36 protein-coding genes are annotated in these 21,430 nt (G+C 54.4%); all 36 read right to left on the bottom strand.

Annotation, left to right across the window (positions count from 1 at the left end):
• On the bottom strand, positions 1–305 hold a 305-nt coding region (locus ABD892_RS23080), incomplete at its 3' end, for a hypothetical protein (RefSeq protein ID WP_345198587.1).
• A 4-nt stretch (positions 306–309) separates the two neighbouring features.
• Positions 310–771 (bottom strand): hypothetical protein, encoded by a 462-nt coding sequence (locus ABD892_RS23075; protein WP_345198586.1) that lies wholly within the window; start codon positions 769–771, stop codon positions 310–312.
• The gene (locus tag ABD892_RS23070; protein WP_345198584.1) at positions 758–1,108 is read right to left on the bottom strand and encodes a hypothetical protein; all 351 of its coding nucleotides are present in this window, start codon (positions 1,106–1,108) and stop codon (positions 758–760) included. The genes ABD892_RS23075 and ABD892_RS23070 overlap by 14 nt, the downstream gene beginning before the upstream one ends.
• Positions 1,108–3,102, bottom strand: coding sequence for a hypothetical protein (locus ABD892_RS23065; RefSeq protein ID WP_345198583.1), 1,995 nt, complete (start codon positions 3,100–3,102; stop codon positions 1,108–1,110). The genes ABD892_RS23070 and ABD892_RS23065 overlap by 1 nt, the downstream gene beginning before the upstream one ends.
• A gap of 56 nt (positions 3,103–3,158) precedes the next feature.
• Positions 3,159–3,473 carry a hypothetical protein gene (locus ABD892_RS23060; protein WP_345198582.1) on the bottom strand — a complete coding sequence of 105 codons (315 nt, stop codon included), beginning with the start codon at positions 3,471–3,473 and terminating at the stop codon, positions 3,159–3,161.
• 15 nt (positions 3,474–3,488) lie between these two features.
• Positions 3,489–3,791 (bottom strand): phage tail assembly chaperone, encoded by a 303-nt coding sequence (locus ABD892_RS23055; RefSeq protein WP_345198581.1) that lies wholly within the window; start codon positions 3,789–3,791, stop codon positions 3,489–3,491.
• A gap of 8 nt (positions 3,792–3,799) precedes the next feature.
• Entirely contained in the window at positions 3,800–4,249 is a 450-nt protein-coding gene (locus ABD892_RS23050; protein ID WP_345198580.1) for a hypothetical protein, read from the bottom strand.
• The gene (locus tag ABD892_RS23045; RefSeq protein WP_345198578.1) at positions 4,246–5,154 is read right to left on the bottom strand and encodes a phage tail tube protein; all 909 of its coding nucleotides are present in this window, start codon (positions 5,152–5,154) and stop codon (positions 4,246–4,248) included. Before ABD892_RS23045 ends, ABD892_RS23050 begins: the two co-directional genes overlap by 4 nt.
• Before the next feature lie 15 nt (positions 5,155–5,169).
• Positions 5,170–5,652 (bottom strand): phage tail terminator-like protein, encoded by a 483-nt coding sequence (locus ABD892_RS23040; RefSeq protein WP_345198577.1) that lies wholly within the window; start codon positions 5,650–5,652, stop codon positions 5,170–5,172.
• Positions 5,652–6,050: a hypothetical protein gene (locus ABD892_RS23035; RefSeq protein ID WP_345198576.1), complete on the bottom strand. Its 399-nt coding sequence runs from the start codon at positions 6,048–6,050 to the stop codon at positions 5,652–5,654. The genes ABD892_RS23040 and ABD892_RS23035 overlap by 1 nt, the downstream gene beginning before the upstream one ends.
• Complete coding sequence (locus ABD892_RS23030) at positions 6,047–6,403, bottom strand: hypothetical protein (RefSeq protein ID WP_345198575.1); 357 nt, start codon at positions 6,401–6,403, stop codon at positions 6,047–6,049. Before ABD892_RS23030 ends, ABD892_RS23035 begins: the two co-directional genes overlap by 4 nt.
• Positions 6,400–6,852, bottom strand: coding sequence for a DnaT-like ssDNA-binding protein (locus ABD892_RS23025; protein WP_345198574.1), 453 nt, complete (start codon positions 6,850–6,852; stop codon positions 6,400–6,402). The genes ABD892_RS23030 and ABD892_RS23025 overlap by 4 nt, the downstream gene beginning before the upstream one ends.
• 35 nt (positions 6,853–6,887) lie before the next feature.
• Entirely contained in the window at positions 6,888–7,847 is a 960-nt protein-coding gene (locus ABD892_RS23020) for a major capsid protein (RefSeq protein WP_345198573.1), read from the bottom strand.
• Between the two features lie 6 nt (positions 7,848–7,853).
• Positions 7,854–8,528, bottom strand: coding sequence for a hypothetical protein (locus tag ABD892_RS23015; RefSeq protein WP_345198572.1), 675 nt, complete (start codon positions 8,526–8,528; stop codon positions 7,854–7,856).
• A gap of 88 nt (positions 8,529–8,616) precedes the next feature.
• Positions 8,617–8,922, bottom strand: coding sequence for a Gp49 family protein (locus tag ABD892_RS23010; RefSeq protein WP_345198571.1), 306 nt, complete (start codon positions 8,920–8,922; stop codon positions 8,617–8,619).
• 1 nt (position 8,923) lies between these two features.
• Positions 8,924–9,193 carry a hypothetical protein gene (locus tag ABD892_RS23005; protein WP_345198569.1) on the bottom strand — a complete coding sequence of 90 codons (270 nt, stop codon included), beginning with the start codon at positions 9,191–9,193 and terminating at the stop codon, positions 8,924–8,926.
• Positions 9,194–9,277: 84 nt separating this feature from the next.
• Positions 9,278–10,339: a phage head morphogenesis protein gene (locus ABD892_RS23000; RefSeq protein WP_345198568.1), complete on the bottom strand. Its 1,062-nt coding sequence runs from the start codon at positions 10,337–10,339 to the stop codon at positions 9,278–9,280.
• Positions 10,340–10,548: 209 nt separating this feature from the next.
• On the bottom strand, positions 10,549–11,946 hold the full coding sequence (locus tag ABD892_RS22995) for a DUF4055 domain-containing protein (RefSeq protein WP_345198567.1): 1,398 nt from the start codon (positions 11,944–11,946) through the stop codon (positions 10,549–10,551).
• On the bottom strand, positions 11,943–13,211 hold the full coding sequence (locus ABD892_RS22990) for a terminase large subunit domain-containing protein (RefSeq protein WP_345198566.1): 1,269 nt from the start codon (positions 13,209–13,211) through the stop codon (positions 11,943–11,945). The genes ABD892_RS22995 and ABD892_RS22990 overlap by 4 nt, the downstream gene beginning before the upstream one ends.
• Positions 13,183–13,599, bottom strand: a complete 417-nt coding sequence (locus ABD892_RS22985) for a terminase small subunit (RefSeq protein WP_345198565.1) — start codon at positions 13,597–13,599, stop codon at positions 13,183–13,185. Before ABD892_RS22985 ends, ABD892_RS22990 begins: the two co-directional genes overlap by 29 nt.
• Before the next feature lie 3 nt (positions 13,600–13,602).
• Positions 13,603–13,806, bottom strand: a complete 204-nt coding sequence (locus ABD892_RS22980) for a hypothetical protein (protein ID WP_345198564.1) — start codon at positions 13,804–13,806, stop codon at positions 13,603–13,605.
• A 1-nt stretch (position 13,807) separates the two neighbouring features.
• The gene (locus tag ABD892_RS22975) at positions 13,808–14,092 is read right to left on the bottom strand and encodes a hypothetical protein (protein ID WP_345198563.1); all 285 of its coding nucleotides are present in this window, start codon (positions 14,090–14,092) and stop codon (positions 13,808–13,810) included.
• Positions 14,089–14,508 carry a glycoside hydrolase family protein gene (locus ABD892_RS22970; RefSeq protein WP_345198562.1) on the bottom strand — a complete coding sequence of 140 codons (420 nt, stop codon included), beginning with the start codon at positions 14,506–14,508 and terminating at the stop codon, positions 14,089–14,091. The genes ABD892_RS22975 and ABD892_RS22970 overlap by 4 nt, the downstream gene beginning before the upstream one ends.
• Before the next feature lie 375 nt (positions 14,509–14,883).
• The gene (locus ABD892_RS22965; protein WP_345198561.1) at positions 14,884–15,519 is read right to left on the bottom strand and encodes a bacteriophage antitermination protein Q; all 636 of its coding nucleotides are present in this window, start codon (positions 15,517–15,519) and stop codon (positions 14,884–14,886) included.
• Positions 15,520–16,743, bottom strand: a complete 1,224-nt coding sequence (locus ABD892_RS22960; protein ID WP_345198560.1) for a hypothetical protein — start codon at positions 16,741–16,743, stop codon at positions 15,520–15,522.
• Positions 16,744–16,751: 8 nt separating this feature from the next.
• Positions 16,752–17,081 (bottom strand): DUF6378 domain-containing protein, encoded by a 330-nt coding sequence (locus ABD892_RS22955; RefSeq protein ID WP_345198559.1) that lies wholly within the window; start codon positions 17,079–17,081, stop codon positions 16,752–16,754.
• The gene (locus tag ABD892_RS22950) at positions 17,078–17,467 is read right to left on the bottom strand and encodes a RusA family crossover junction endodeoxyribonuclease (RefSeq protein WP_345198558.1); all 390 of its coding nucleotides are present in this window, start codon (positions 17,465–17,467) and stop codon (positions 17,078–17,080) included. The genes ABD892_RS22955 and ABD892_RS22950 overlap by 4 nt, the downstream gene beginning before the upstream one ends.
• Positions 17,460–17,657, bottom strand: a complete 198-nt coding sequence (locus ABD892_RS22945) for a hypothetical protein (RefSeq protein WP_345198557.1) — start codon at positions 17,655–17,657, stop codon at positions 17,460–17,462. The genes ABD892_RS22950 and ABD892_RS22945 overlap by 8 nt, the downstream gene beginning before the upstream one ends.
• 94 nt (positions 17,658–17,751) lie before the next feature.
• On the bottom strand, positions 17,752–18,072 hold the full coding sequence (locus ABD892_RS22940) for a Ref family recombination enhancement nuclease (protein WP_345198555.1): 321 nt from the start codon (positions 18,070–18,072) through the stop codon (positions 17,752–17,754).
• Positions 18,069–18,497, bottom strand: a complete 429-nt coding sequence (locus tag ABD892_RS22935; RefSeq protein ID WP_345198554.1) for a recombination protein NinB — start codon at positions 18,495–18,497, stop codon at positions 18,069–18,071. Before ABD892_RS22935 ends, ABD892_RS22940 begins: the two co-directional genes overlap by 4 nt.
• A complete protein-coding gene (locus tag ABD892_RS22930) occupies positions 18,487–18,672 on the bottom strand; it encodes a hypothetical protein (RefSeq protein ID WP_345198553.1) in 186 nt (61 codons plus the stop codon). The genes ABD892_RS22935 and ABD892_RS22930 overlap by 11 nt, the downstream gene beginning before the upstream one ends.
• A gap of 20 nt (positions 18,673–18,692) precedes the next feature.
• The gene (locus tag ABD892_RS22925; protein WP_345198552.1) at positions 18,693–18,854 is read right to left on the bottom strand and encodes a hypothetical protein; all 162 of its coding nucleotides are present in this window, start codon (positions 18,852–18,854) and stop codon (positions 18,693–18,695) included.
• Between the two features lie 200 nt (positions 18,855–19,054).
• Entirely contained in the window at positions 19,055–19,534 is a 480-nt protein-coding gene (gene ssb / locus ABD892_RS22920) for a single-stranded DNA-binding protein (RefSeq protein WP_345198550.1), read from the bottom strand.
• Positions 19,535–19,625: 91 nt separating this feature from the next.
• The gene (locus ABD892_RS22915; protein ID WP_345198549.1) at positions 19,626–19,985 is read right to left on the bottom strand and encodes a hypothetical protein; all 360 of its coding nucleotides are present in this window, start codon (positions 19,983–19,985) and stop codon (positions 19,626–19,628) included.
• Positions 19,982–20,734 carry a replication protein P gene (locus tag ABD892_RS22910; RefSeq protein WP_345198548.1) on the bottom strand — a complete coding sequence of 251 codons (753 nt, stop codon included), beginning with the start codon at positions 20,732–20,734 and terminating at the stop codon, positions 19,982–19,984. The genes ABD892_RS22915 and ABD892_RS22910 overlap by 4 nt, the downstream gene beginning before the upstream one ends.
• Positions 20,735–20,762: 28 nt before the next feature.
• Positions 20,763–21,374: a helix-turn-helix domain-containing protein gene (locus ABD892_RS22905; protein WP_345198547.1), complete on the bottom strand. Its 612-nt coding sequence runs from the start codon at positions 21,372–21,374 to the stop codon at positions 20,763–20,765.
• Positions 21,375–21,430: the final 56 nt, after the last annotated feature.

Below are 21,430 nucleotides of genomic sequence, written 5' to 3'. Positions count from 1 at the left end.
GCTTCGGACCGGTCGGCATGATTGGCAGATGACTGGTTATTCTGTGCCGCCTTGCTCGCCTCGGCGGTGGAGCGGTCGGCCTCCGCAGTGACGTGAGCGGCATGCTCGTTAATGCTGGCGACTTCTGGCTGGAAGTTTTCGACAATCTTAGTGATCGCGTCTTTGGCCGCTTTCGCTTGGCTGGGATATGGGCCATGCCGCCCCTGAATCACGGTGTTTTCGTCACCATTGGCGAATTGATCAAGCAGGGGAGCGGCGGCTGCGGCAAGGTTGGCAGCATCGTTCAGTTTCTGGTCGATGAGCATTGTGTTATCCGTAAATGGTCGGGAGCGTTGTGTTGGTCAGCGTGTCGAGATCGTCGCCGAAAGTGAGGTCTTGCCAATCGCCAAGCATGTACAGCAATTCATGCTCAAGCTGTGCAGGGGTTAGGTGGGTTGGCCGCATCAGTAGCAGCATTGCTGAGCATTCCCACCAATCAACGCCCCGGTAATTCATGGAGAGCTGGCCGGTGAATCGTGCCTGCTGCTCTGTCCAGCCGCCCGGAGCCGGTAAGCTGATCAGGAAATAAGCCACACCTGCGGAGCGGTGGAACGCATCAAGCGTCTGCCGTTGTGCGTCAGTTACCTGCCACTTAGCCGCCAGCATGTTCGGACGGCCTCGCACCTGCCTGACAATGCGCCGCCCGCCGTCAAACTGTAGTGAGCGGTGTTCGCCTCGCTGATCAATGGACAGGCCGACAGCCGGAGCGGGCAGAGAGTCAGGAAACTGCATAATCTATCTCCGCACTGGCTGACACTGCATATTTGCCCTGGTTGATCGTCGTCGAGTAGTTGCCGGTAAACTGGCAGCGCCCATGCTGTAGCCAATCAATATCAAACCAGTCAGCGCCATCATGCAGCCGGTGGTGATACCAAGCCCGGAAGACGTGGTATTGCCGCTCAGTAAACCGCCATGACAAGGATGCCGTATGGCGGTAGCTCTGGCTGATAATCTTCTCGGTTGGCGCAATGTCGCCGTCAGACTCAACGCGCCCGATTGCCGTTTCTTGGCTGTAGCTGATTTCGGGATTGGGCAAGGCTGGCGGCCAGTAGTTGAGGTTTTCAGCCATTAGAGCAGCCTGTTTAATCCGTATGCTGATTGCATGGTTTGACCGAAACCGACGCCGCGCCGAATCTGGTCAGACAGCTTGCCGACAATGACCTCAATCAACTTATTACCGTCTGCGTCAGTGCTTTGCCGTGTTTCTGCCTGCTGGCCAGTGTTGTTGATTACAGTTACTGAGGTATTGCCGCCGCCAGACCCCAGCTTGTGATTAGGTACAACGTTGCCGTCTTCGGGGGGGATGAAGTATTGGGAGCCGGACCGACCCACAAACATTTCCCCGCCAAACTCTCCGCCCCTGTACATATTTCCGGCTAGAGCTTGGCCGCCGTGTGATCGTGCGCCAGCAATCTCGCCTACTGCCGTAGCACCGATCATGGCGGCGTTTGCGTAACCCAAAGCAGTGATCTTTGATGACATTGCGGTTGCTGCAGCAACGCTGGCAGGGTTGCCGGGTATCAGCATCGCGCTGTACGCCTGTATTGCTGCAAGTTGCGTCTGCATCATTGCCTGAGCAACCATGATGCCTTTTTGTGCCAGTGTTGCAGCCACCCAGGCATCGGAGCCTTCCTCTAGCGAACTCCTGACAGCCCCAATACCATTAGCCATGAGCTGCATTTGCATCTGTTGCACCTGCTGCTCATATTGAACCCGAGCCGCACCGATTCGCTCCTGCTCCCTTGCCGCCTGTTCCTGAGCCTGCTTTTCAGCCTGTAAGCGGTCATCCGTAAGGCGCTTTCGCTCGTCGCTGTAATGGCGGTCTATCTCAAGCATTGCACTTGTGTGCTCTTGCTTACTGATTAGATCGTCTTGATACCAAGCATCCATCTGGTCGCGCTCGGCCTGCTGCTTCTCGGTAAGCAGGGCCAGTTCAGACAGATTGCGCTGTCTCAGCTCGCTTAGATGCTCATCAATACTGATGTCGCGGCCAGTAACCACGGTAGGCGGCTGATTCCCGTTACCACCATCGGGTAGAGCCTGCCTTTCCTTTGCCTGCTCCAGATCGTTGATTTTGGCCTGCAGCTCTGCCTGTTTCTGCTTATTGGCTGTTATTTCTTCTTCCAGTGCCGCCCGGCGCACCATGCCGCCCCGGCTGTTATTGCCTGAAAGCTTTTCAAGATTGGACTGCTGACGCTCTAGCTCGCGGTTGACGCCAGCAAGGTCAGCTTTGAGGCTTTCCATGTTGCCGCCCCAGATGGCGCCAAAAAACTCCTGTATCGCAAGCGTTGCATCCCTGAACGGGTCAGCGATTGAGGCCAGAACCTTATCTTTTACAATATCGAACGTCTTTGTCAGGTCGCCCCATGCGGTATTGAAGTCGCGCAAGTGCTGGCGCTCCATGTCCGACATGACAAGACCGGCGTCAGCAAAGTGATTAGTCAGGCGCTCCATTTCCTTGCCGTTGTTAGCCAGCAAAGGCGCAAGGCGACTTGCATCGTTGGCAATGGCTTCCAGATAAAACACCTGTTCTTCGGCGGATATGTTGGCAGCATCCATGGCGTTCTTGACGGCTTGCAACACTTCAGGACCAGCCAAGCCCTGCAAGGCTTCAGCGGTCAAGCCAACCTGCGGCGCTACCTGCTCAAAAAAGTCTTTGAACTCGCCACCACCTGTCGCTATGAAGTCTCCCAGCTTGTCAGTAATATCCTTGCTGACATCGGCAAACTTCTCACCGCTGATGCCGACTTTTTCAGTCGCGTAAGCAAGAGCCTGGAACCGCTCTGCGGAAACTCCCGCCATATCTGCAAGGTTTTCAAGGTCGCGCACTTTCTGGCCAGCCGCGCCAATGGCCGTGGCCAGTTTCGCGTACGCCGCCACTGCTGCGCCAATAGTCAAAGAGACTGCGCCGATAGCCATGCCTGCAGATTTAAATGCGCGCCCCACTGCTCCGGTGGCTACCTCTGCAGTCTTACTGGTTCCAACCAGTCTTTTTAAGGCGTCATCAGCTCGCCTTGCGCCATCAGCCTTAACTGCGATCCGTAACTCTGCTACATCAACCATGTTTCACCGGGCAATAAAAAACCCGCCGGAGCGGGTTTGTGGTTTTCCTGTCAGGGCTACTTGCATCTCACCTGAAATATACGTGTGCCCATTTTGCGTCCGGCGTACTCAGGCCGGTTTATCGTCTCAGCGCCTGTCACAGCAAAGCCGGGGCAGGAATCACCAAGAGCATACCGGGCAAGCTCGATTTGCCCCTGCTCTGTCTTTGGCGCATCAAATGTGCCGAGAATGACATAAACGTCATAATCATGATCAACGCCATAAACCTTAGTCACGGCAACTCCGCCAGAGTTTGTGAGCGCCGTATTTACAGAGCCAGCAGAGCAGCCGGCAAGCAGAGCCACAAGCAAGACAGCAATCAGTCTGTTCATTGTTTCGCCTCGTTACTAATGGGCGAATATTACTGCCAGACGCCTGATAACTTCCACTTCCCAAGCTCTCACACTGACATGCATCAACTCTGACCAGTTACGTATTTCTGTAAACGTGATCTGGCCGCGCGTGGCGTTATGCAGGTCATAGAACCAGCCGAGAAGGTAATCCAGCTCCTGCGGCTTCTCTGGCTGCTCTGCGAGCTGTTTCGGCTTTTTCCCTGTGGCTTCGTATACCTTGAGCAAATGATGCTTTAACGGCGTCTTATCGCCCTTTGGCGGCTTTATCAGTTCCGCCTCGCATTCCGCCCACCTCAACAGCCTGTCTATTTTTTTTTAAGGAAGTTCATGCGGTTGGAGCAGTATTGGTCGATCTGGTCAGCGACGGGCGGCGCGTTAATGATGAACTCAAGCGCGTTTTCTTGTGTGCAGGGCTTATCAAATGACCAGTCTTTAATGTATGCCGCCTTTGTTGCCGCCTCGCGCTCAGTCATTACTGCCTGACGATCTTCTGATAATCGCCTGATGTCAGCAGTAATGCGGTCAAGGTCTGCTGGCTCGTTGCCAGACTCTAGCGCCTTGGCTTTCGCGGTACTGATTGCTATGTCGGATGCAAGAAGCTGGCGGCGAGTTTCGGTCATTGCTGCCTGAAAAGCATCGGAATCAATGCCGACAACCTCCAGCCATTCGCCACTATCGGTACCATCAGGCAGAAAGAGCGGCAGACGCCGCCCCTCGTTGTGGGCCGGTTTCGTATAGAAATCTTCTGGCTTCATGCTGCTGCCCGCACGATCTTGATATTGGTCGCGTCAGCCGCGTCGTACAGCGCCTGAAACTCCATATTCAGCACTACCGGACCGGTGCCGCTAACCTCTGGCGCACCTGATCCGAACTTGATGCGCGGCAGGGTGAACGTATAGCTGCCGCCATCGCCTGCCAGAGTGAATTCGAGAGCGGTCTCTGTCTCGTTGATAAACCGGTCAATCATGGAGCTGTCTTCGAAGTAGACAGACATTGAACCGGTTACGTTGCATCGCCCGATAGATGGCTGCAGAGTCTCAGCGGAGCCAATCACAAACAGGGCTTCCAAGCCGTTTTCTAGGCTCAGCTCGATAGAGGTCACGACAGCAGACGCGGCATTGTCTACCTTCAGCGCACCAGAGAACGAATCGAACGGAACGCCGGCTGTCGGGTCTGCGTAGATTGCGCCGGTAATCGCTGCCGTGGCGGTCGCCATCCCCTTGCCGACAGTGGTGAACGAACCTGTAACCATGGAGTTCGGCGCCATAGACAGGCTAAAGCCATTCAGTTCCACGCCGGAGAAGCGGTGATACTGGCCAATATCGGCAAAGTGGCGTTCTACAGTGAAGCTGCGGCGAGTCGTGCCAGCCTTGAGCGTGTCAGTTGCCCAGGTACCGCACAATGCGGCCTCAAGGAAATCATCAAAGCTGGCGTAACTGAACTCAAAGCCAATGTCTCCGCCAACCTGCTTGTTACCGTGCTTGAACGCGGCAATCTGGCGATCACTGCGCAATTCCTCAGACTGGATAGTTTCTTTGGAGAGCGCGAGGGATGTTGACGTGTGGCGGACTGGCTTAAATGCCGGGGTAGCTGGTGTCTGCCCATAGGCGGACTCGGCCACATACGCCATGGAGTGACGCGCGCCTGATGCAATGGTCATCGGTGTTTATCCTGGTTAATCGAATGCGTTGGGAAGAAGGTTGTTGACCGTCTCATCGAGCGAGGTTGACGGGTGGCAGAAATCGCCGGGAAGACCGTCGCGGCGAGTGTAGGCCAGCCACTGGATAGACAGGGATAACCGATACCAGCCGCCTTCTACCCTGCCGGGCGATCGGCTGGAGCCTGTTACCTGCATGCTCTGCCCTTCAAACGTCAGCAGAGTGCCGAGCCTGAAATGCCGTTGCAGTCGGTCGGCGTATCCGTGCAGCCCTGCCCAGCCGTTTCCGGTGGGCGTGCTGATATCGACCTGATAAAAGCCGACGGTTTGATCAAGCCCGGTATCACCCAATGATGCGCCCGACGTGTCAGCAGGCAGAAAGAAGGCCGACAACCATGCGCGCGGCTTTTTTGGCGGGTCGCTGTTCTCGTGAACGACAGGCAGACCAAGCCCCGCGCTAATCAAGTGCTGATTCAGCGCCGAGAATACTGGTGAAAGCATTATTTAACCTGATTTGCGTGTTTGCGGAGATTGTTGGCGACTCTGGCCATATTGCGGCGCACCATACCCTGCGGAGCCTGATCGGAGCGCCCGTATTCCAAGCCCAAGATGTACGGCAGGTTATTGGACAGCCACAAGGTTTGATCGTCACCAGAACCGGTAACAACGCTGGTTGCTACCGCTACAGTGCCGCGCCCGTCTTCGTCGTAAATGTCGAGCTGCCCAGTTGCCGGGTTTTCCGTTGTCGCCTGCCAGTTGCCACGCGCCCGCCCCTCATCAACAGGCGTATCCATGATGACGCCCCGAAATAGCTCAATGGTTGCAGCCTTCCGGACTTCACCAGCCTTGCGGATAGAGTCAGAGCGAAAGCTGCTCACGACGCTGGAAAATTTGCTCATCGCCGCACCTGTACTCGGTAAGCCAGCGGAACGCCTGCAGGGTTTAGCGACTCAATGCCGACAATCTGCCAATCACCATCAGCGGTGTGCGCCAGGTCGCCCGGTTGCGGCTCATGACTGGCATCCAGTATCAGCAGCTTGTCGCCCTGCATAATGGTGGTGCCGTCAATCTGTCCTTGCTTGTACGACTTCAGCACGCCATTAAACTGGAGCTGTTCAGGTTCGCCAGGAGTACAGACACCTGTTACCGGGTCGCAAACCTTGCCGGTATCGCGCACCAGAACGACAGGCCGCCCGTACTTCTTCAGCATCTCAACAACAAGCCGAGCTTTACTCTCATAAAATCCGGTCATGCTCTGCACACTCGCAACGTCATACCGCCAGACGCCAGCAGAGGCCGTATAAGCGCTTTTGCCTTTGTCGGCTCCGGAACTACCGCCCCGCTTCCGTTTGTCGCGTATTCAAGATCAATGATGCCCTCGACACGCTCCTTGACAACTTCGCGCCCCTCACCAGTCGGCAACAGGTCGAAACTCATACTGTCAACGGCAAGCTGGCACTCGGCATCAATCACGCGCTTCGGTACGGAATCAGACGGCAGATAACGCCCGTCGACATAGGCGCCAGTGCGCGGCCACTCGTTAACCTGGTCGGCATCAGTGCGGCTGCCTGCCCACTCCTGCAGCTCTAGCCAGTCATGGCCGAGCGTCAGCAGTCGCGCGCATTCCGCATCAGCATCCGGCAGAGCATAGCCACGCGCCCCGGCGTACCCCCGGAGCTGTTCAACGGTTGCGTATGTCATGCTGTAGCGGGAGCGGTTGCCCGCCCCCGTCCCGGTTAGGCTGCTTTCTTGCCGGTGGTGATCAGGACGCCTGCACAGTCTTTGTGACTGGTTGCGGTCTTCTTCCAGTTGGCCGGTGTGGCAATGATTGCGTCGGTAGGGCTGTTAACGTCGGTCTTGTCCCAGCGGAAACCTTTAACACCTGCCAAAAACTCATATTCACCCTGCATCATGCGCTGGATGTTTTCGCGGCCTGTGGTTTCAGTTGTAACGAAGCTGGTCAGCCCTGTTACCTGCACTGCGGCAGCACCCTGAACCAGTCCCAGCGTATGAACCAGGTCAGCCTCAATCAGTGTCGGAACGTCAGACACCACATACCGGCGACCAAGACCGTTATCGAACACGCCGATATCGCCAATGGAGTACAGGCGGTTAGCGTTTCCGATGGCCTCGCCAACCAGCTCATGCCAAGCAACGGAGTGCATCAGGTAGGCGGCAATCAGGCTGGAGCGGTCGCCCATCTTTGCGTTACCGCGATTCAGTTCGGCAAGAGTCAGCGGAACGCCGCCCGTGGTGGATGCGTCATGCTTCAGGTCGGCAACGGTGCCGATTGCCGTCTTCAGTGCGACAGCCACAGTATTCAGGTAGTCCTGAATCATGCCTTCAGCGGCCTGCGCGGAAACAATGGCCGCCACTTCTTCAACACTGGCACCGATACGACGATAGAGCGTGTCCGTCATCTTGACCGGGCCAATGCGGCCATCAACCTTAATGGCTCGGCTCAGCAATTGGCTCAGCTCTACAGGGGTCACAGACTTGTCGGCGTAAGCGTTACGGCGCTGCACCAAACCGGCAATTGCTCCCCAGGATGCCTGCTCGATGTAGTCACCAATGACGGAAGCGTTACCCATCACCAGAGCGCCGCCAGACGCCTCGTTGAACTTCTGAACTTCCTGATCCACCAGTTCGGTGGCAGTTTCGCGCACTTGCGCGTTGAATGTGTGCAGGGTTGCCATTGTCTATCAATCCCAACTTTTTGATTTAATGTGAGTTGCGGCGCGGTCTGCCAGACTGCCGCCTTGACTGTTTCCGCCACCCTGAGCGCCGGAGTTGGGAGCCTGACTCCCGCTTGCCTTGCTGCCGATGATGACCGGCGCAAATGCCTGATTACTGACAAACTCTTTTTTGAGGTCGTCGATTGTGGCCGCGCTGGGCTTGCCCTCGGCATCCAGAACGCGGGTAATGTGTCGGCCGTCCTGCACTTCTACAGAAAGGCGGCTTTTGATGTGGGGCATCATAATGCCAGGGCTGACACTGATTTCTGCCGCCATCGCCTGAGCCACGTTATCAACCAGCATGGTTTTCAGACTGCCGTCGCGGGCTTCGATCTGAGCAAGCAGCTCAGCTTCGCGGGCTGCCAGCTTGTCTGACCAACTCTTTTCGAGGTGTGAAACATCGCCAGCTTTGCGGGCTGCTTCGTCTGCGGCTTCGCGAGCTGCCTTGTCGGATGCTTCCTTTGCCTCTTTCTGCTCTTTCAGCTTGGTCAGAAGCTCTGCATTTTTAGCCTTCAGGCCGTCAACGTTTTCAGGCTCTGGCAGTCCTTCGATAGCCAGTTGATAGCCGTTATCAGTTTTCTGGTACATGGCTGCGGTTGCTTCGTCCATGCCTTCCAGAGTGTCAACTTTGAACTTGAGCATCATTTACCCTTGGTACTGATGTTTGCCGCCTAACGGCAGATACAAAAAAGCCCCGGATAACCGAGGCTGTAATTATTTGAACTGGGGCTTACTGGCCGCTCATCATCCGATAAGCTTCCAGCTTCCAAAGCTCTTCAAAACTGTTGTCGTAACTGACCTTCTGGCCGATCTCATCACGCCAGTTTGCAGGGTCAATGCAGGTTGCAGGCTTGCCGACAGCAACAAAGCCGTTATCCATGCGAATGCCGCAATACATCATCTTCTGACCGGCGATAACAACCGTCTGATAATCAACCTCAACAATGCGCGATTCGATAAGCTCTTTTGTCACCCGCTTACCGGTACAGCCTTTTTCCCGCATCATTTCTTCTACTTTGCCGCAATCTTTAGCCATGTTATTTCCACTGCTCTTTGTAATAGGTTTGCTTTTCTGTGACCGGCTCAACCTCTGCCATTCTCAACAAGGCTATCCGGACGCTGATTGCCTCGTAATCGCTGATAGGGGCTATTTCAGTATGAAGATATCCGCCGCTATCAATGAATGACCCTTCCATGGTTGATTGGTTAATCCTGTGCTTTAGCTTCTCAAGCTCTTTGTCATCACTGAGGGCTAACTTTGCACCCAGGCGAAGGAGTCGCCAGCCAAGCTCTGTCTTTTTGATCACGAATCCCCCAAAACCAAAAAGCCCCGCAAATGCGAGGCTCGTTAGCGTGACTTGTCACAATTTCATGTTTTTACGGCTGGAATGTCACACTCCTGCCCGCTCAAACACTTTCGGCGCAATCTCTCGCATCTGGTCGAGAGTCAGCGGTCGAAAATTCTTGTCTAGCTGGAGTTTTGCGAACTCATCAGATGAAAGCCCGCCTTTTCTGAACAGCGTTCCGCGATCCTCGCCTAATACGTCATCCTGAAAGCTGACAGGCTGGCGTTTCAGCCATGAGTAGTACGTTTCCTTAGCGTCGGCATAACCGTCCTTGCTCGCCCTCGTAGCGCCTTCTGTGAGCCAGTCGTATTTTTCAGACAGGACAGGCAGCGTAGTGGAACGGCAGCGGATATGCAGTGGCGGAGTTGGACCTTTGCCAAACTCAAATACCTGCCCATCCAGTGACCGGCAGGTTGGTGAGGTTCGGCTATCCAATGTCGCATTAAACTGGTAACGGTCGATCAGGTCGCGGTTAGCTTCCCAAGTGGCTTGCCGTGTCGTGCTGGCAACGTGCTGTATCGCGGTCCGGGCGATGGATTCAGCATCACGGCGGCAAGTAACCAGCATGCCGTCCTGGTACTGCATTGAACGAGTACCGAGAACAGCTCTAACCATCTCCTGATTGGTTCGCCCCTCAAGAAACGACTGCGTGACCACGTTATTGATACGCTGAATCTCAGGCTTTACCCAGTCCTTAATGAAGGACTCAAGCAGCAATTCGCCGGTATAACCTTTAACCATCAGCGCCCGGTTGCGAGTTTTACTCCAGAGCGCTGCGGCATCGACAGTGGCAAAGCTGACACCTTTAGGCGCCATGGTCTGCAGGTTTGCTGTTTCCATCGCACCAACTTCCGGCGCAAGCTCCTGCAGCCTGGAATCGAAAGCTGTCACGTACTCGCCCAACATTTCAGACATCAGACGTGTGATTTCCTGCGTCAGAGCGGTCAGTCGTGTCTTTGTGGTGATATCTTCAGCGGCGGAGATTTCCGCCCGTAGCTCTTTCTGTAGCGCCTGAAACAGCTTGTTTTGCTCGCCTATCTCGGAAGCTTTGAGCTGTTCCAGTAGAACTTGCAGGCGTATGGATGAATCTAACGGATTGGCTGGCATGGCTCGTCGATGAGTAATGCAGGTTCGCTGCAAATGATGCAGACAGCGCCTATCCCCTCAACAACTTGCTGAAGGGTTGAGCCGCAAGCGCACTGCCACACCCTGAACTCTCGCCCAGCGTACGGAACCCACTGCCCTCTAGGCTCTTGCTTTGCTGTCTGCTTTGGTCGCAGCGTAACTACTTTACCCATAAGCGGGATTATACGTAGTTACGCCATCAAGGGAACAGGCTCGTTAGCTAGCTCGGCTTCTATTTCTTCGTCGGTGAGCTCGGGGTCGATGATCTCATACCGGCGGAGAAGCGCCCAGATGGCGGACCTTGGCGTTGTGCCTGACTGCCAGAGCTGAACCAGTGCCAACAGGTCTTGAGCCGTCAGCTCTGCTATCACGAAATCACGGCTAATCTCGTACCATGACTCGCCAGTGTCGCCCATGTATGCGGCGCACCACTGCAGAGCCTTTGTAATGGCTGATGAGACGTTGGCGACACAGAGAGACAGAACCGAATAGGCTGACTTGTCGTTGCTCTTGGTGCCGGTTGCAGTGATATTGCGCGACGGCTCCAGCAATCTGGCGCCTATCCGAATCATCTGCTCCTCTTTATGCTTCATCAGCTCAAAGGGCAACTGGTTTGGGCTTGCCTGCAGCAGCTTTGCGTCTGCACCTTCGTTGAGGGGCAGCCCGCCGCGACAGCCGATATAAACCTTGCCTTTCAGGTTGTGGTCATACCACTGCTGTTTGAGGCCGGGCAGGACGAGTGTCGGCTGCCCTGCGATGTACGAACTTTCCTCAACATCAGCAGAGTTGCGATAGTGGGCAACGTTCAGGCTCGCCAGATCAGCAAGTGGCGCCTGGTCAATGTCGGGGTCGTTATCGTTTGAGCCAGTGAAGGTAAACGGTATCTCGTGCCAGACATTGCCAGCAGCGTCAGACGGCATAAAGTTGGCTGTCTCCTGAATGCCGTGCTGTGTCTTCTCAAAGATGCGGACAATGTAAACGCCATCCTCAAGCGCCAGGACTCGCCAACGAATATACTCGACATGCTTAAACCCGCCTTTCTCGCGCTGCGTGCCTGACTCTTTCAGGACAACCAGATTCAGGCGTTTTTGTCCGTTAACTGTCTCTGTATCCCAGTTGATAATCTGTTGCGGTCGATACAGCAGCATGGAAGCGCCAATACCGGCAGCCTCTGACCGGCTCAGATTGCCGTCAGTGGCCGGGTAATCAACCAGAATACCGGCTCGACCTTTGCCAGCGGTATGGTTAAGCGCCTTTTGTGCCAGTTGTTCCAGGCCGTTGCCAGCGCCATCGGCATTTGCTCGCAGATACTCAAGCCTGGTTGATAGCTCGGTGGCAGCGTCTTTACTGAACGCCACGCCAACCAGACCGGAAAGCGTGCGGCCAGTAGCGTTGTAAAATACCGCCCTCGCCTTGTACTGCTTGTAGCGCTCGTCGTTCTCTGGCGACACGTCCTGCGGGTTGGGCTTTGGCAGGTATCGTTCATCGCCCTTCTTAATGGCCTGCTCGCCCTCGCACGCATCATCAATCATGCGCCAGAGCTTCAGGCGGTCGCCAGGAATCCGGCAAAAATCAATGTCTTGCGTCATAGTGCGAAACCAATTTCAAAACGGGTTACAGGTTTAATAACCGGGTAATCGTGCGCGATGAAGTAGCCGCCTGCGTCGTTCGGGTGATCGTTGTCTGCGCTCTTGTCAGGCTCGCCATTAGCTGCCCATACCTGTTGCTCTAGGCATTCGGTATACGTCGGGCAGCGGTCAGTGTTGACCAGATAGCGCCGCTCTCCGCCAGCATTGCAGAACATGGCATTCATTGCGTTTATACGATCTTTAACTGGCGGGTTTGACAGATCGACGCAGACAGTAAAACCGGCCTGTTCAAGTGTGCCGATATCCGTCTTGCTGGCGTTGACGCTTTTCCGGCTATTTCCGCTCGCATCCGGGTAAATCATGATTGAGCGGTCAGTGCCGTATCGCTCGGTTATGATGCGCACCATGTCGGGCGTGTCATAACCGTTAATAATCTCGTCAACCGCTCTAGGCTGCCCTTCTCGCTTCACATGGACAACGGCGGCCATCTTTCCAACGTTGAAATCCATCCCGATAAATAACGGCTCGTGACCGTCTTCAACGTCGTTGCAGTGGTTCAGCTTGCGGTCAAACTGGTTGTAAACCGTTCCAGAGTTCAGGTTGACGAACTCGCCCATTAGGTAGGCGTCAATCAGTTGTCCGGGGTAAGACTCACGAAGCGAGCTTATGTAATCAGGCGGCAGGTATGCTGCATTCTCGTAGGTGCTGGCCTGAACCAACCCGTACGATGCGCCAGGTGATTTCTTAAATCGCTGATAGGTGAACTTGAACCCTTCCGGGGTTGTCGTCACACCAATGCCGTTTACGATGCCGGGGGCAACCAGTCGCAAACGGGCAATGATCTTGTTCCAAGCCTGCTCAGCCTTGTGAGCGGCCATAACGTCAAGCTCGTCACACAATGCGCGGGCTATCTTAAATCCGACAATATTGGCCGGGTTATCCATCGTCCGGCATATGATCGTGCCGTAATAGATTCGACCCCGGTATAGATCAACCTCTTTATTGCTCTCGCGCACCTTCACGCGCATGCCAACCAGCTCGGCAGCTTCCGATACAGTCGGATAGAAGATGTCCCGTATCAATGGGTAAGTCGGAGCAAAGTAACCTTGAGCCAGTCTAGGGTTGCACATGGCAAAGGTTACAAGGTCAAGGCAGCCCGCAAACGTCTTGCCACTACCAAAGCCGCCAACATAGGCGCGAAACTTCTTATCTAGCGACAGGAACCTGTATTGAGCATCACTCAGGCTTAACTTGCTCTCTGACATTGAATATGACCTGTAGCGGCTTGGCTGTTTCTTCGTCGTCAGAGCCGGTACCAAGCATCTTGTTTATTTCGCTTACTGCTGAGACTGAGGCGGGCAGGCTGTGCGGCCTTCTGTTGCCTAGCTGGTCGGTGTACTCATCAAGCCCTTTGTTTGCTGCAGCCCATAACAGGTTAAGCCTTTGCTCTACCGTTACCGTGAAGGCTTCCTGCGCCTTTTCGCGCTGCACAATCAGGCGGGCTTTAATGTCTGGTTTTGTCAGGTTTTCAGCTCCGACAGACCGAGCCGTCTTTTTGCTGTACCCCGCCGCCAGAGCAGCTTTGGTGGCGTTTCCACCATTGGCTATGTACTCACGACAAAACGCCTCCTGTTTCTGGGTGAGCTTTGCCATACATCAACCCCTTCGGCGCATCTCGGCCAATATCGTTTCCAGCGCAACCAGCCGCCTGTCCATATGCTCAATCAGGTTTTTCATGTCCTGGTTGTTTGCGATCTGCGCCTCAATGACTGATACCCGAGTACGCAGATTGAACAGGCCGACAACTGACGGCGCGACAACAACGGGGAATATCCATACAACCCACTCAGGAATCATCATGCTACAGCTCGTCGTGTGTTTGCTTCCGGCGCTCTACCGGCTCGTTGTAGTAATCAGCTTTCGCCTCCGCAATGATTCTGCGAAGCTCTGCCGCCCGCTCTGCTTTGAGCTGGTTGTTTTTGCTCTTTGCCCATAGTTCGGCCATTCGCTCGCCAGCCTGATCAATCACCAGCCAGAATATCCGGGCAATGATTCGGCTAGATATGAATGACAGGACAATATCTTTCAGTACAGCAAGCGCCATACCGGCAGGCCCACCAAGCAGACCAAGTAACTTTGCGATCATGTCACCTCCGGCCATTTTCCTGATTGCATCATTTCAGACAGGCGGGCAGCTCGGTTTTTGACCTGTCGCGCCCACTTGCTATTGAGCATCTCGATTGCGGCCAGCTCATAGTGACCGCCCTCAATGTGCTGCAGGGTCTTTTTGAACGCAGACAGGCGAGGCCAGCCGAGGTTGAAGCACATATCCGTCAGGACAGCTTGACGCACCTCGTCTAGCGAACAGAACCACGACAGATTGCTGCCTAGCTCCTTCTCAACGGCGATAACGTCGGAATCAAGCATGAAATCTGCCTCCTCCTGGTCGATGCCGTTATCATCCAGATTTCTGCCCCATCCGATTGTTAGCTTGTTAGCCGTGCAGCGGTAAGGCTTCAGCCTGCAACCTTCGTGCAGCTTAATGAGGTCTGTTGCGTCCATCTTCACAGCTCCAAAGGTATGCCCATTGGCGACACGTTCCCGATGGGCACAAAAAGAAAAGCCCCGACAGCAGGGGGTTAGCTGTCAGGGCTTCAAAGACAGGAAAAAACGTAGTGATATCCGAGGCTGACTGATTGCGTTAACGGGTCGCCACTCCGAACTGATGCTGCCGCTAGGGCTACATGCGCGTGCGTCGCTGTCACATGCTCTGCAATTGGCTGATATGGGGCAGAGTAAACCACACCGCGCTTACGGCTGCGGAGCCAGTCGATTGCGTTACATGGCGATACCAGAAGGCCAGAAACAAAAACGCCCGGCAGAAATTAATCTCCGGGCGCAATAATCAACAATGGAAATATGGTACCTTTTTTGTAATCAAACGGCAATAGCACAGTAATTGTACTCACCGGCACGGCCTGCTAAATATTCAGCCCTTGCTTTTGCCTTCTCGGCGGTAAGCACGGCAGATACCGGCGCGAGCGCTTCAGAATCCAGCCCTCTGCACAGGCCGCACGCCCACTCGTACCAACACAGATAGTCGCGCTTCCAGTTTTGGCGCTGAATTCCGCACGCTTTCTGAATCACGGCCTCAGAATACGGCCTTTTCCCGCTAACCTTTTCATCACGCCAATTAAGCGCAGCCCATGCCGAAACGCTCCTGATGCGGTCAGCAGTGCCCGCCCTTGGCACCTTTTCCATCTCCAGCAGCCTGATAGCTACATCGTCAGCAAACCACTGAAAGAATACACCTTGCGCCGGCAGCTCCCACTCCGGAACCCTTGGCGCATACGCCCACACCGCCCAGGCTCTTAAATGCTTTGGCAGGCTCTCGACTGCGGCAATCACTTTGCCAGCCTCTATCCCGTCAGCTATCAGGCTATTGCTGATCGGCTTCGTTCCTTTGGTGCTCTGATAGGTTGATTCCTGCAAGTCTAATGGCTTGCTTTTCATCTGGACGCCGTATGCTGCACAGATGGCGTCCCTTACATTAAGGCGTCTCAGATCAAGCATTTATGCCGCTCCATTCATCCAGTTTGCACTAACATCGTTAGATTGTGGCCACAATGCCCGCTCCCGGTCAGAAATAACCCGGACAGGCGCGGTAATGGTCTTTCCGTATTTGGGATGGGTCAGCCAGAAGGCTTGCTCTGGCGGCTGGAAGTCAAAATTGTTCGCGTAGGCGTACTCGTCGTAGCCCTTCAAGCTGCCATTAACGACAACCCGGCGCATGTCTAGCAACTGGTGCCAATGCCCCATGATTAATACGTCGTATGGCGTGTTTATGCTGGTTTCGCGCTTCCGCTTCTGGTGGTCGCCTCGCATGATTGGCGAGAAGATACCGGCAATACCGTTTCCGCCCCGGAATTGGTCGCCGTGGCTGAGCTGGTATCGAGTGCTGAAGATGTTAAACCGGCAGTCTGAGTTATTCGGAATCTGAAAAGTGACACGCGGGTCGTTGCGAAACTCTCGCTCAATCAGCTTGTATATCAACCAGTCGAAGTTATCCTCTGCCCGTCCCTTATTGCGCGGCTTGCGCGTATTCCGGCCATGATTACCGGTAACGCATGGAACATGAACCTTGCCGAAAGTGTCAGCCAGGAGCGCCACACCGGCAGACAACTGCTCTGACCAGTGGACCACTGTGTTCATGATGTGCGCATCATTGCTCTGCGCCAATTCTTCATGAATGTTTCCGCTCACCATGTCGCCGGCCAGGCACAACACAAGACCATCCAGAGGCACGCCTACGTCATCATGCAGGCGACAAACGTTGTCAAAGTACGTCCGCGTCCGTAATTCGGCTATCTGGCGGTTGTAAGCGTTGGTAAACGCCACCTCTTCAGGGTTAACAACCTCGTCATAGTGGCAGTCAGAAAGCACGGTACAGGCGATCTGGTGACCGCTCTGCGACGTACCAGGCATCGCCCACGCTGGCGGCTTTAGCTCCTGCTGCCGCATTTCTGCCAGAAGACCAGCCAGCCGGTTATCGCGCTCGTACCGCTCCGCCAATTCTTCCAGTTGTCCGGCAAGGTGTTTGTTTTGCCGCTTTAGCTGGTGCTCCTGAACCGGTGTCAGCTTCTCTGCCTTGGGCTTTGACGCGCCGCCAGCCTTACGGATAGCTGACAGCGTTTGCTTAGCTGTGCCGTAATGGATACCTGCCGCCTCCGCTATCTCTTTAATGCTTTTCCCTTCGCTTGCCAGCTTTTCCAGCTCCGGCCATCTGCTGCGCGCCAAAATGCCCATTACTCGTCCTCGATAACGATATGCTTCTGCTTGAACTTGTGAACCCGGTCCGCCGTTTCGCCAGCCAGGGCGAAATATGCCGCACCGTCTTCGTAGTCGTCCGGGTTATATCCGCCCGCCGATGAACGGGCGATCTTGAGTAGGGTCATAAACTGCCAGCCCTGTTCTTCTGTGACTTGGTGGCCAAATATGGCGTTAAATGCCTGCACAGTTTTGGCCATTGAGCGCTCGCCGGTCGCTTCACAGTCTCTCTGCGCGGCACGCTGGCGAATATGCTCAGCCGCCTTAACCAGAATCTTGTCTGATGTGATTTCGTCTGATGCAGTCACGCTGCCAGCTCCTTGATATCAATCACCGCATAACCGCCTTTCGCTTTCGACTCGCTACTCACGGGCAGTCTCGCAACAAACAGCTCGTCTATCTGGCTGTCGTCTAACCAGACGCCTGCCGCCGTTAACCCGTCAAAGAGTGCCTTTAACCGGTTGTCTATGTCGCACCTGCGCCTGTCAGGAAAAGCCAGCCCTACGCGCACCACAAGCCGCCCTGACAGCTTCAGTCCAGACACCTGTTGCCGGTTACACTCAAGCCCCACATGCTGCCGGTAAGCCTTGCCTTCTGCGCTCATGTACACGCAAGCACGCCGCCCCCTGACGGTGTGCTTCCATACATGGTTAACAGTTGGCGGCAGTGGCAGCGTTATAACTGCTTCACCCATTCGGCTGATTCCTCATGCAGCCAGTCCAGAAAGCCGAAACCCGCGACTCTCGCCCGGTTGGAATCTCGTGCACCTTGCCGCCAGTCTTGATAAATGCCTCAGTGTCAGCGTTCAGGCGGTCACGCTCAGCCTTTTTTGATGCAACCGTGTGGCGCATTACCGGCTTGTGATAGAGATCGTCAATATTCATTAAAACCAGTCCTCCGGCTTCTTTGGCAGGCTTGAGCAGGCATCAGCGATACCGGCAACCACAGCAACAACCAGCACACCCAATACAATCCAGATCATCGTCGTACACTCCCAACAAATGCACATTCATACTCCGCCGCCAGCTCTCTGACCTGCTCTACCAATTCCAATTCAGAGCCATACAATTCCTGCCAGATAGCCGGACCAGCATGAAAAGCAACGCCGTAGCCGCCCTGCTGATGATGCGCCGGGCAGAGCGGTATAACGTCGGTTTCTGATGCCTTTTGGCCTGCACCTGTGCCGGTGCGGATATGATGGATACTGGCGGGAATTGCTGGCTCTATGCCCTGGTTGATGCAGACAATACAGCCGGTATTGCGGAGCGCGTTTTGATAACGTCGCTCGTCTTTCGTCATACTCTTGCGCTTAGGTAGCGCTCATACTCGCTGTCTTCCGGCCTCGGCAGGAAACAGCCATGATCGGCAGCCCATGCGTCAACCTTCGTCATGAACTCGCAAAACTCAGCGCTGTTCAGCTTGCTGGTATGCCGGAGCTGGTCTTTTATTTCAGTCCGGCCAACCGTGATTGATTCATATCCAAGAAACTGATGCTTAAGCAGCAGCTTCATGTAATCGTCGCTTACCTGATGACCTTTTTTTGTGAAGTGGCGAGCCAATACCGAAACCCACTTATGAAACAAGGCGTTAGCAGGCAAACTTCGCTTTGACTTGAAAGGCCGCCAGATGATTTCTAGCGGCTTATCAAGCGGTTGATTGGATAGGAATCGTATTAACTGCTGCCGCTGAGCCTCGGATGCGATAACTATCCGGTTATCTGCCATTTGAATCCTCAGAACAGGCTTTCTTGCACTCCGGCAGGCTGCCGTATTTGATTGCCTGATACCCTTTCGCCGTCTTCTTCCATGCCGTGTAAATGGCAGCACCCTGTGATATAGCCTTGCTTATCCGATAGCCGTCCGTCTCGATATACCAGCCCTTGTTTTTGCTCCACTTCATTCGCCCAGGGGTCTCCGGTATCAAGCCAGCAATCGCCGCACATGGTCACAATCAATCTCCAGCTCTGCCGCTATCTCTGATGGTGAATAGCCATCAGCCAGCAGCATTAGAGCTGCCAGCCGGATAGATGGGTTATGTTTGTGAATCACCCCAAAAATGCGCCATTTGTGTACGTTTCGCATTTTGGCGGCTGGCTATCCTCATCCATGAGATAAAAGCCGGTCGCCCATGGATGAATCTTGCCGCACACGGAGCAGGTAGAATCGCATTCGAGCATATGACCATCTAGCGAATCTGTTACCTCAACCGTGCATTTGCCGCCGCAGGAATAGCACGAATATGGGTTATGATATTCAGTCATGATCCTTATCTCCTGCGAACCTCAGAAAGGAATATCGTCGTCAAAATCATCAAAGCCGCCTTGTGGCGCTTGCTGCGGCTGCTGTCGCTGCTGATTCTGTTGCGGCTGGCGTTGCTGCGGCTGCTGTTGCCCTTGCTGTTGTTGCTGCCCGCCCTGGACGGAATCAAGCATCTGCATTTGCCCGTTAATATCGACGACAATCTCTGTCGTGTATCGGTCCTGACCTTGCTGGTCTTGCCATTTGCGGGTCTGCAGCTTGCCCTCGATGTAGACCTTTGAGCCTTTGCTGAGGTGCTGGCCAGCAATCTCCGCCAGCTTTCCGAAAATGACGATTCGGTGCCATTCCGTGCGGTCTTCCTGCTGGCCGGTCTGCTTGTTTTTCCAGCTCTCAGACGTTGCAACACTGATATTGCAGATTGCCGTACCGCTCGGCGTGTATCGCACCTCTGGATCGTTACCCAGGTTGCCGATAATGATGACCTTGTTTACTCCGCGAGCCATTAGATTGCCCCCATTGCCATATAAGTTGCGCCCACAAAAAACGCCGCTAGAGATGCGACGCTTATTAGAAAATCTTTAACCTTGATTGGGCTCATACCCAAGCCCTCATGAGTAGCTGGTTTACGGGTAGCTTCAGGTTTTCATAAAGGTCGACATCTCGCTTAAAGTGCCGCCCAACCTTGCCAACCCTCGGCATCTCGACCCCTTCCAAGTAACAGTATTCTGAACACCGAACCTTTGCGGTTATCTCGTTGCAGTTAAACTTTTTGGCAACCTCTTTCCAGCTAACACCCGTTCTCCTGAATGCCAGCATTTCGCGTGTAACCGTATCCAGAGCCTTGCGAATCCTTGCCGGAGATATCGCACACTTGCGCTGTATCTCCTTATTGCTCAATCCAGACCTGATCAGCTCTGCGGCCTCTTTTGTGCTGATTACCGGCTTATCTTTCATGCTGCACCACCAACACCTAAATCCCGTCTACGCATGGCCACCACATTGGCTAGTCGCTCTTTGCTGTAATCTGTAATCGCCAGAACCTGAGCCTCCCTCCTTGTCTTCTTACGCTGGCAGGGTGCACTCAAGCTTGCGCGCATGCGATCCATGGCCGACGATGCGCTCAACCGTTCAGGAATGCCGTACTCCTCCATCGCTTTAGCAACCTGCTCACGCCCTCGCCGCTCCTGCATCTGCTCAACCGTTTTCCGGCTCTGATCGGTAATGGCTAGCGGTATCTCTCCGCTGATGTCTTCGCCCGCCATAAGCCGATTTACAAGCGCCTGATAGCAATATCCGAATTGATTTCGCAGCCTGGAAACCTCTTTTTCTCCAGAGGCTCCGCGTATCTGGTGCCAGTCAGTCTGTTTACCGGCCAGATATACGGCCTGATGGCTCCACTTGTGACTCAGAACCTCGTGGGAGTTGTTGCAAGCTTCCCGCCACGCCTCAGCTACCGACGGAATGCCAAGGTCTTCCGGCTTTGCTTTGCAAAAGTTAACGAAGCTGGCAAGGCTCGGCATATACTCGCTACCGGAAATCATTTTCTTAATGCCGATTGCGATCTGTTGCTCAGTCAGTCTTGAGAATGCTTCGTCCTGCATCCACATGCGTTTGGCGGCTTCCCTTTCCTTTTCCTTACCCTCTCTGCCGAAATGCTTGTCATACTGACCCGGCCATGCAATTTTCATTGCGCCAAACACCATATTTACCAGCGCTGGATCATGGCGACGTTCAGCACAGCCCGTCTGCCCAGCTTGTGTCGTTGAGTTCGTCCTCAAGCCTGCTAGAGCCGTTTGCATTGCCGTTGTAGCTGTTTGCATTGTTCCGCCCCCACTTTTTTGCATTTCTCATCCAAGTGCGCCAGCTTGCGCGCCAATCTTTTTGCAGTGAGCCTTTTGCTTTGTGGTAATCAGTCCACTGCTCTGTTTCGGCTCTCAGGTCTACTTCGATTCGGTTTTCGCATGCCCACCCCTTCAGTTCATCGTCAACAACGAAGTCATCAGGTATCTGCGTGGCTCTATTGGCGGGTTTGGTTTTTGCTGGCGGCTTCGGTTTCGGCTCAGCCTTTGGGGTCTCCACTTTTTCAATAATGATTGGCTCGTCAGCAGTCTTAACAAACGTCAAGAAATACGTGTTGGAGCGGCCTTGCGTTTCTTCGCTTCGCGGCTCCCACTCGATCAACCGATACGACTCACGCAGCGATTTCAGCGTCTTGCGTATTGTTCGATCAGTTAGGCTGCATTTTGACGCCAGCGTGCATTGCTTTGGGTATGCAACGCCGTCATCACTCGCCCAATCAGCCAGGGCAAGCAAAACTATTTTCTCTGTCGATGGTATGGTCATGCGCCACACCTTTGACATGAGCGATACACTCATTGATAATTACCTCTACGTGTTTT

It is taken from the genome of Kistimonas scapharcae (genome assembly GCF_039540975.1).
Lineage (GTDB): Bacteria > Pseudomonadota > Gammaproteobacteria > Pseudomonadales > Endozoicomonadaceae > Kistimonas > Kistimonas scapharcae.
The sequence above is the reverse complement of the archived record's forward strand: the minus strand, read 5'-3'. Positions and strand labels throughout refer to the sequence as shown.

Bases quoted from the DNA above. Each gene is read 5' to 3' on its own strand.
- ABD892_RS23060 (WP_345198582.1), bottom strand. From the start codon at position 3,473: ATGAACAGACTGATTGCTGTCTTGCTTGTGGCTCTGCTTGCCGGCTGC.
- ABD892_RS22930 (WP_345198553.1), bottom strand. From the start codon at position 18,672: ATGAAGTGGAGCAAAAACAAGGGCTGGTATATCGAGACGGACGGCTAT.
- ABD892_RS23065 (WP_345198583.1), bottom strand. From the start codon at position 3,102: ATGGTTGATGTAGCAGAGTTACGGATCGCAGTTAAGGCTGATGGCGCA.
- ABD892_RS23015 (WP_345198572.1), bottom strand. From the start codon at position 8,528: ATGCTCAAGTTCAAAGTTGACACTCTGGAAGGCATGGACGAAGCAACC.
- ABD892_RS23045 (WP_345198578.1), bottom strand. From the start codon at position 5,154: ATGACCATTGCATCAGGCGCGCGTCACTCCATGGCGTATGTGGCCGAG.
- ABD892_RS22985 (WP_345198565.1), bottom strand. From the start codon at position 13,599: ATGGCAAAGCTCACCCAGAAACAGGAGGCGTTTTGTCGTGAGTACATA.
- ABD892_RS23040 (WP_345198577.1), bottom strand. From the start codon at position 5,652: ATGCTTTCACCAGTATTCTCGGCGCTGAATCAGCACTTGATTAGCGCG.
- ABD892_RS22945 (WP_345198557.1), bottom strand. From the start codon at position 17,657: ATGAATATTGACGATCTCTATCACAAGCCGGTAATGCGCCACACGGTT.
- ABD892_RS23035 (WP_345198576.1), bottom strand. From the start codon at position 6,050: ATGAGCAAATTTTCCAGCGTCGTGAGCAGCTTTCGCTCTGACTCTATC.
- ABD892_RS23030 (WP_345198575.1), bottom strand. From the start codon at position 6,403: ATGACCGGATTTTATGAGAGTAAAGCTCGGCTTGTTGTTGAGATGCTG.
- ABD892_RS23070 (WP_345198584.1), bottom strand. From the start codon at position 1,108: ATGGCTGAAAACCTCAACTACTGGCCGCCAGCCTTGCCCAATCCCGAA.
- ssb (WP_345198550.1), bottom strand. From the start codon at position 19,534: ATGGCTCGCGGAGTAAACAAGGTCATCATTATCGGCAACCTGGGTAAC.
- ABD892_RS23020 (WP_345198573.1), bottom strand. From the start codon at position 7,847: ATGGCAACCCTGCACACATTCAACGCGCAAGTGCGCGAAACTGCCACC.
- ABD892_RS22990 (WP_345198566.1), bottom strand. From the start codon at position 13,211: ATGTCAGAGAGCAAGTTAAGCCTGAGTGATGCTCAATACAGGTTCCTG.
- ABD892_RS22925 (WP_345198552.1), bottom strand. From the start codon at position 18,854: ATGCGAAACGTACACAAATGGCGCATTTTTGGGGTGATTCACAAACAT.
- ABD892_RS22995 (WP_345198567.1), bottom strand. From the start codon at position 11,946: ATGACGCAAGACATTGATTTTTGCCGGATTCCTGGCGACCGCCTGAAG.
- ABD892_RS23025 (WP_345198574.1), bottom strand. From the start codon at position 6,852: ATGACATACGCAACCGTTGAACAGCTCCGGGGGTACGCCGGGGCGCGT.
- ABD892_RS22970 (WP_345198562.1), bottom strand. From the start codon at position 14,508: ATGGACGCAACAGACCTCATTAAGCTGCACGAAGGTTGCAGGCTGAAG.
- ABD892_RS23075 (WP_345198586.1), bottom strand. From the start codon at position 771: ATGCAGTTTCCTGACTCTCTGCCCGCTCCGGCTGTCGGCCTGTCCATT.
- ABD892_RS22965 (WP_345198561.1), bottom strand. From the start codon at position 15,519: ATGCTTGATCTGAGACGCCTTAATGTAAGGGACGCCATCTGTGCAGCA.
- ABD892_RS22950 (WP_345198558.1), bottom strand. From the start codon at position 17,467: ATGGGTGAAGCAGTTATAACGCTGCCACTGCCGCCAACTGTTAACCAT.
- ABD892_RS23010 (WP_345198571.1), bottom strand. From the start codon at position 8,922: ATGGCTAAAGATTGCGGCAAAGTAGAAGAAATGATGCGGGAAAAAGGC.
- ABD892_RS22975 (WP_345198563.1), bottom strand. From the start codon at position 14,092: ATGATCGCAAAGTTACTTGGTCTGCTTGGTGGGCCTGCCGGTATGGCG.
- ABD892_RS22915 (WP_345198549.1), bottom strand. From the start codon at position 19,985: ATGAAAGATAAGCCGGTAATCAGCACAAAAGAGGCCGCAGAGCTGATC.
- ABD892_RS22940 (WP_345198555.1), bottom strand. From the start codon at position 18,072: ATGACGAAAGACGAGCGACGTTATCAAAACGCGCTCCGCAATACCGGC.
- ABD892_RS23050 (WP_345198580.1), bottom strand. From the start codon at position 4,249: ATGAAGCCAGAAGATTTCTATACGAAACCGGCCCACAACGAGGGGCGG.
- ABD892_RS22910 (WP_345198548.1), bottom strand. From the start codon at position 20,734: ATGGTGTTTGGCGCAATGAAAATTGCATGGCCGGGTCAGTATGACAAG.
- ABD892_RS22935 (WP_345198554.1), bottom strand. From the start codon at position 18,497: ATGGCAGATAACCGGATAGTTATCGCATCCGAGGCTCAGCGGCAGCAG.
- ABD892_RS23000 (WP_345198568.1), bottom strand. From the start codon at position 10,339: ATGCCAGCCAATCCGTTAGATTCATCCATACGCCTGCAAGTTCTACTG.
- ABD892_RS22905 (WP_345198547.1), bottom strand. From the start codon at position 21,374: ATGACCATACCATCGACAGAGAAAATAGTTTTGCTTGCCCTGGCTGAT.
- ABD892_RS22980 (WP_345198564.1), bottom strand. From the start codon at position 13,806: ATGATGATTCCTGAGTGGGTTGTATGGATATTCCCCGTTGTTGTCGCG.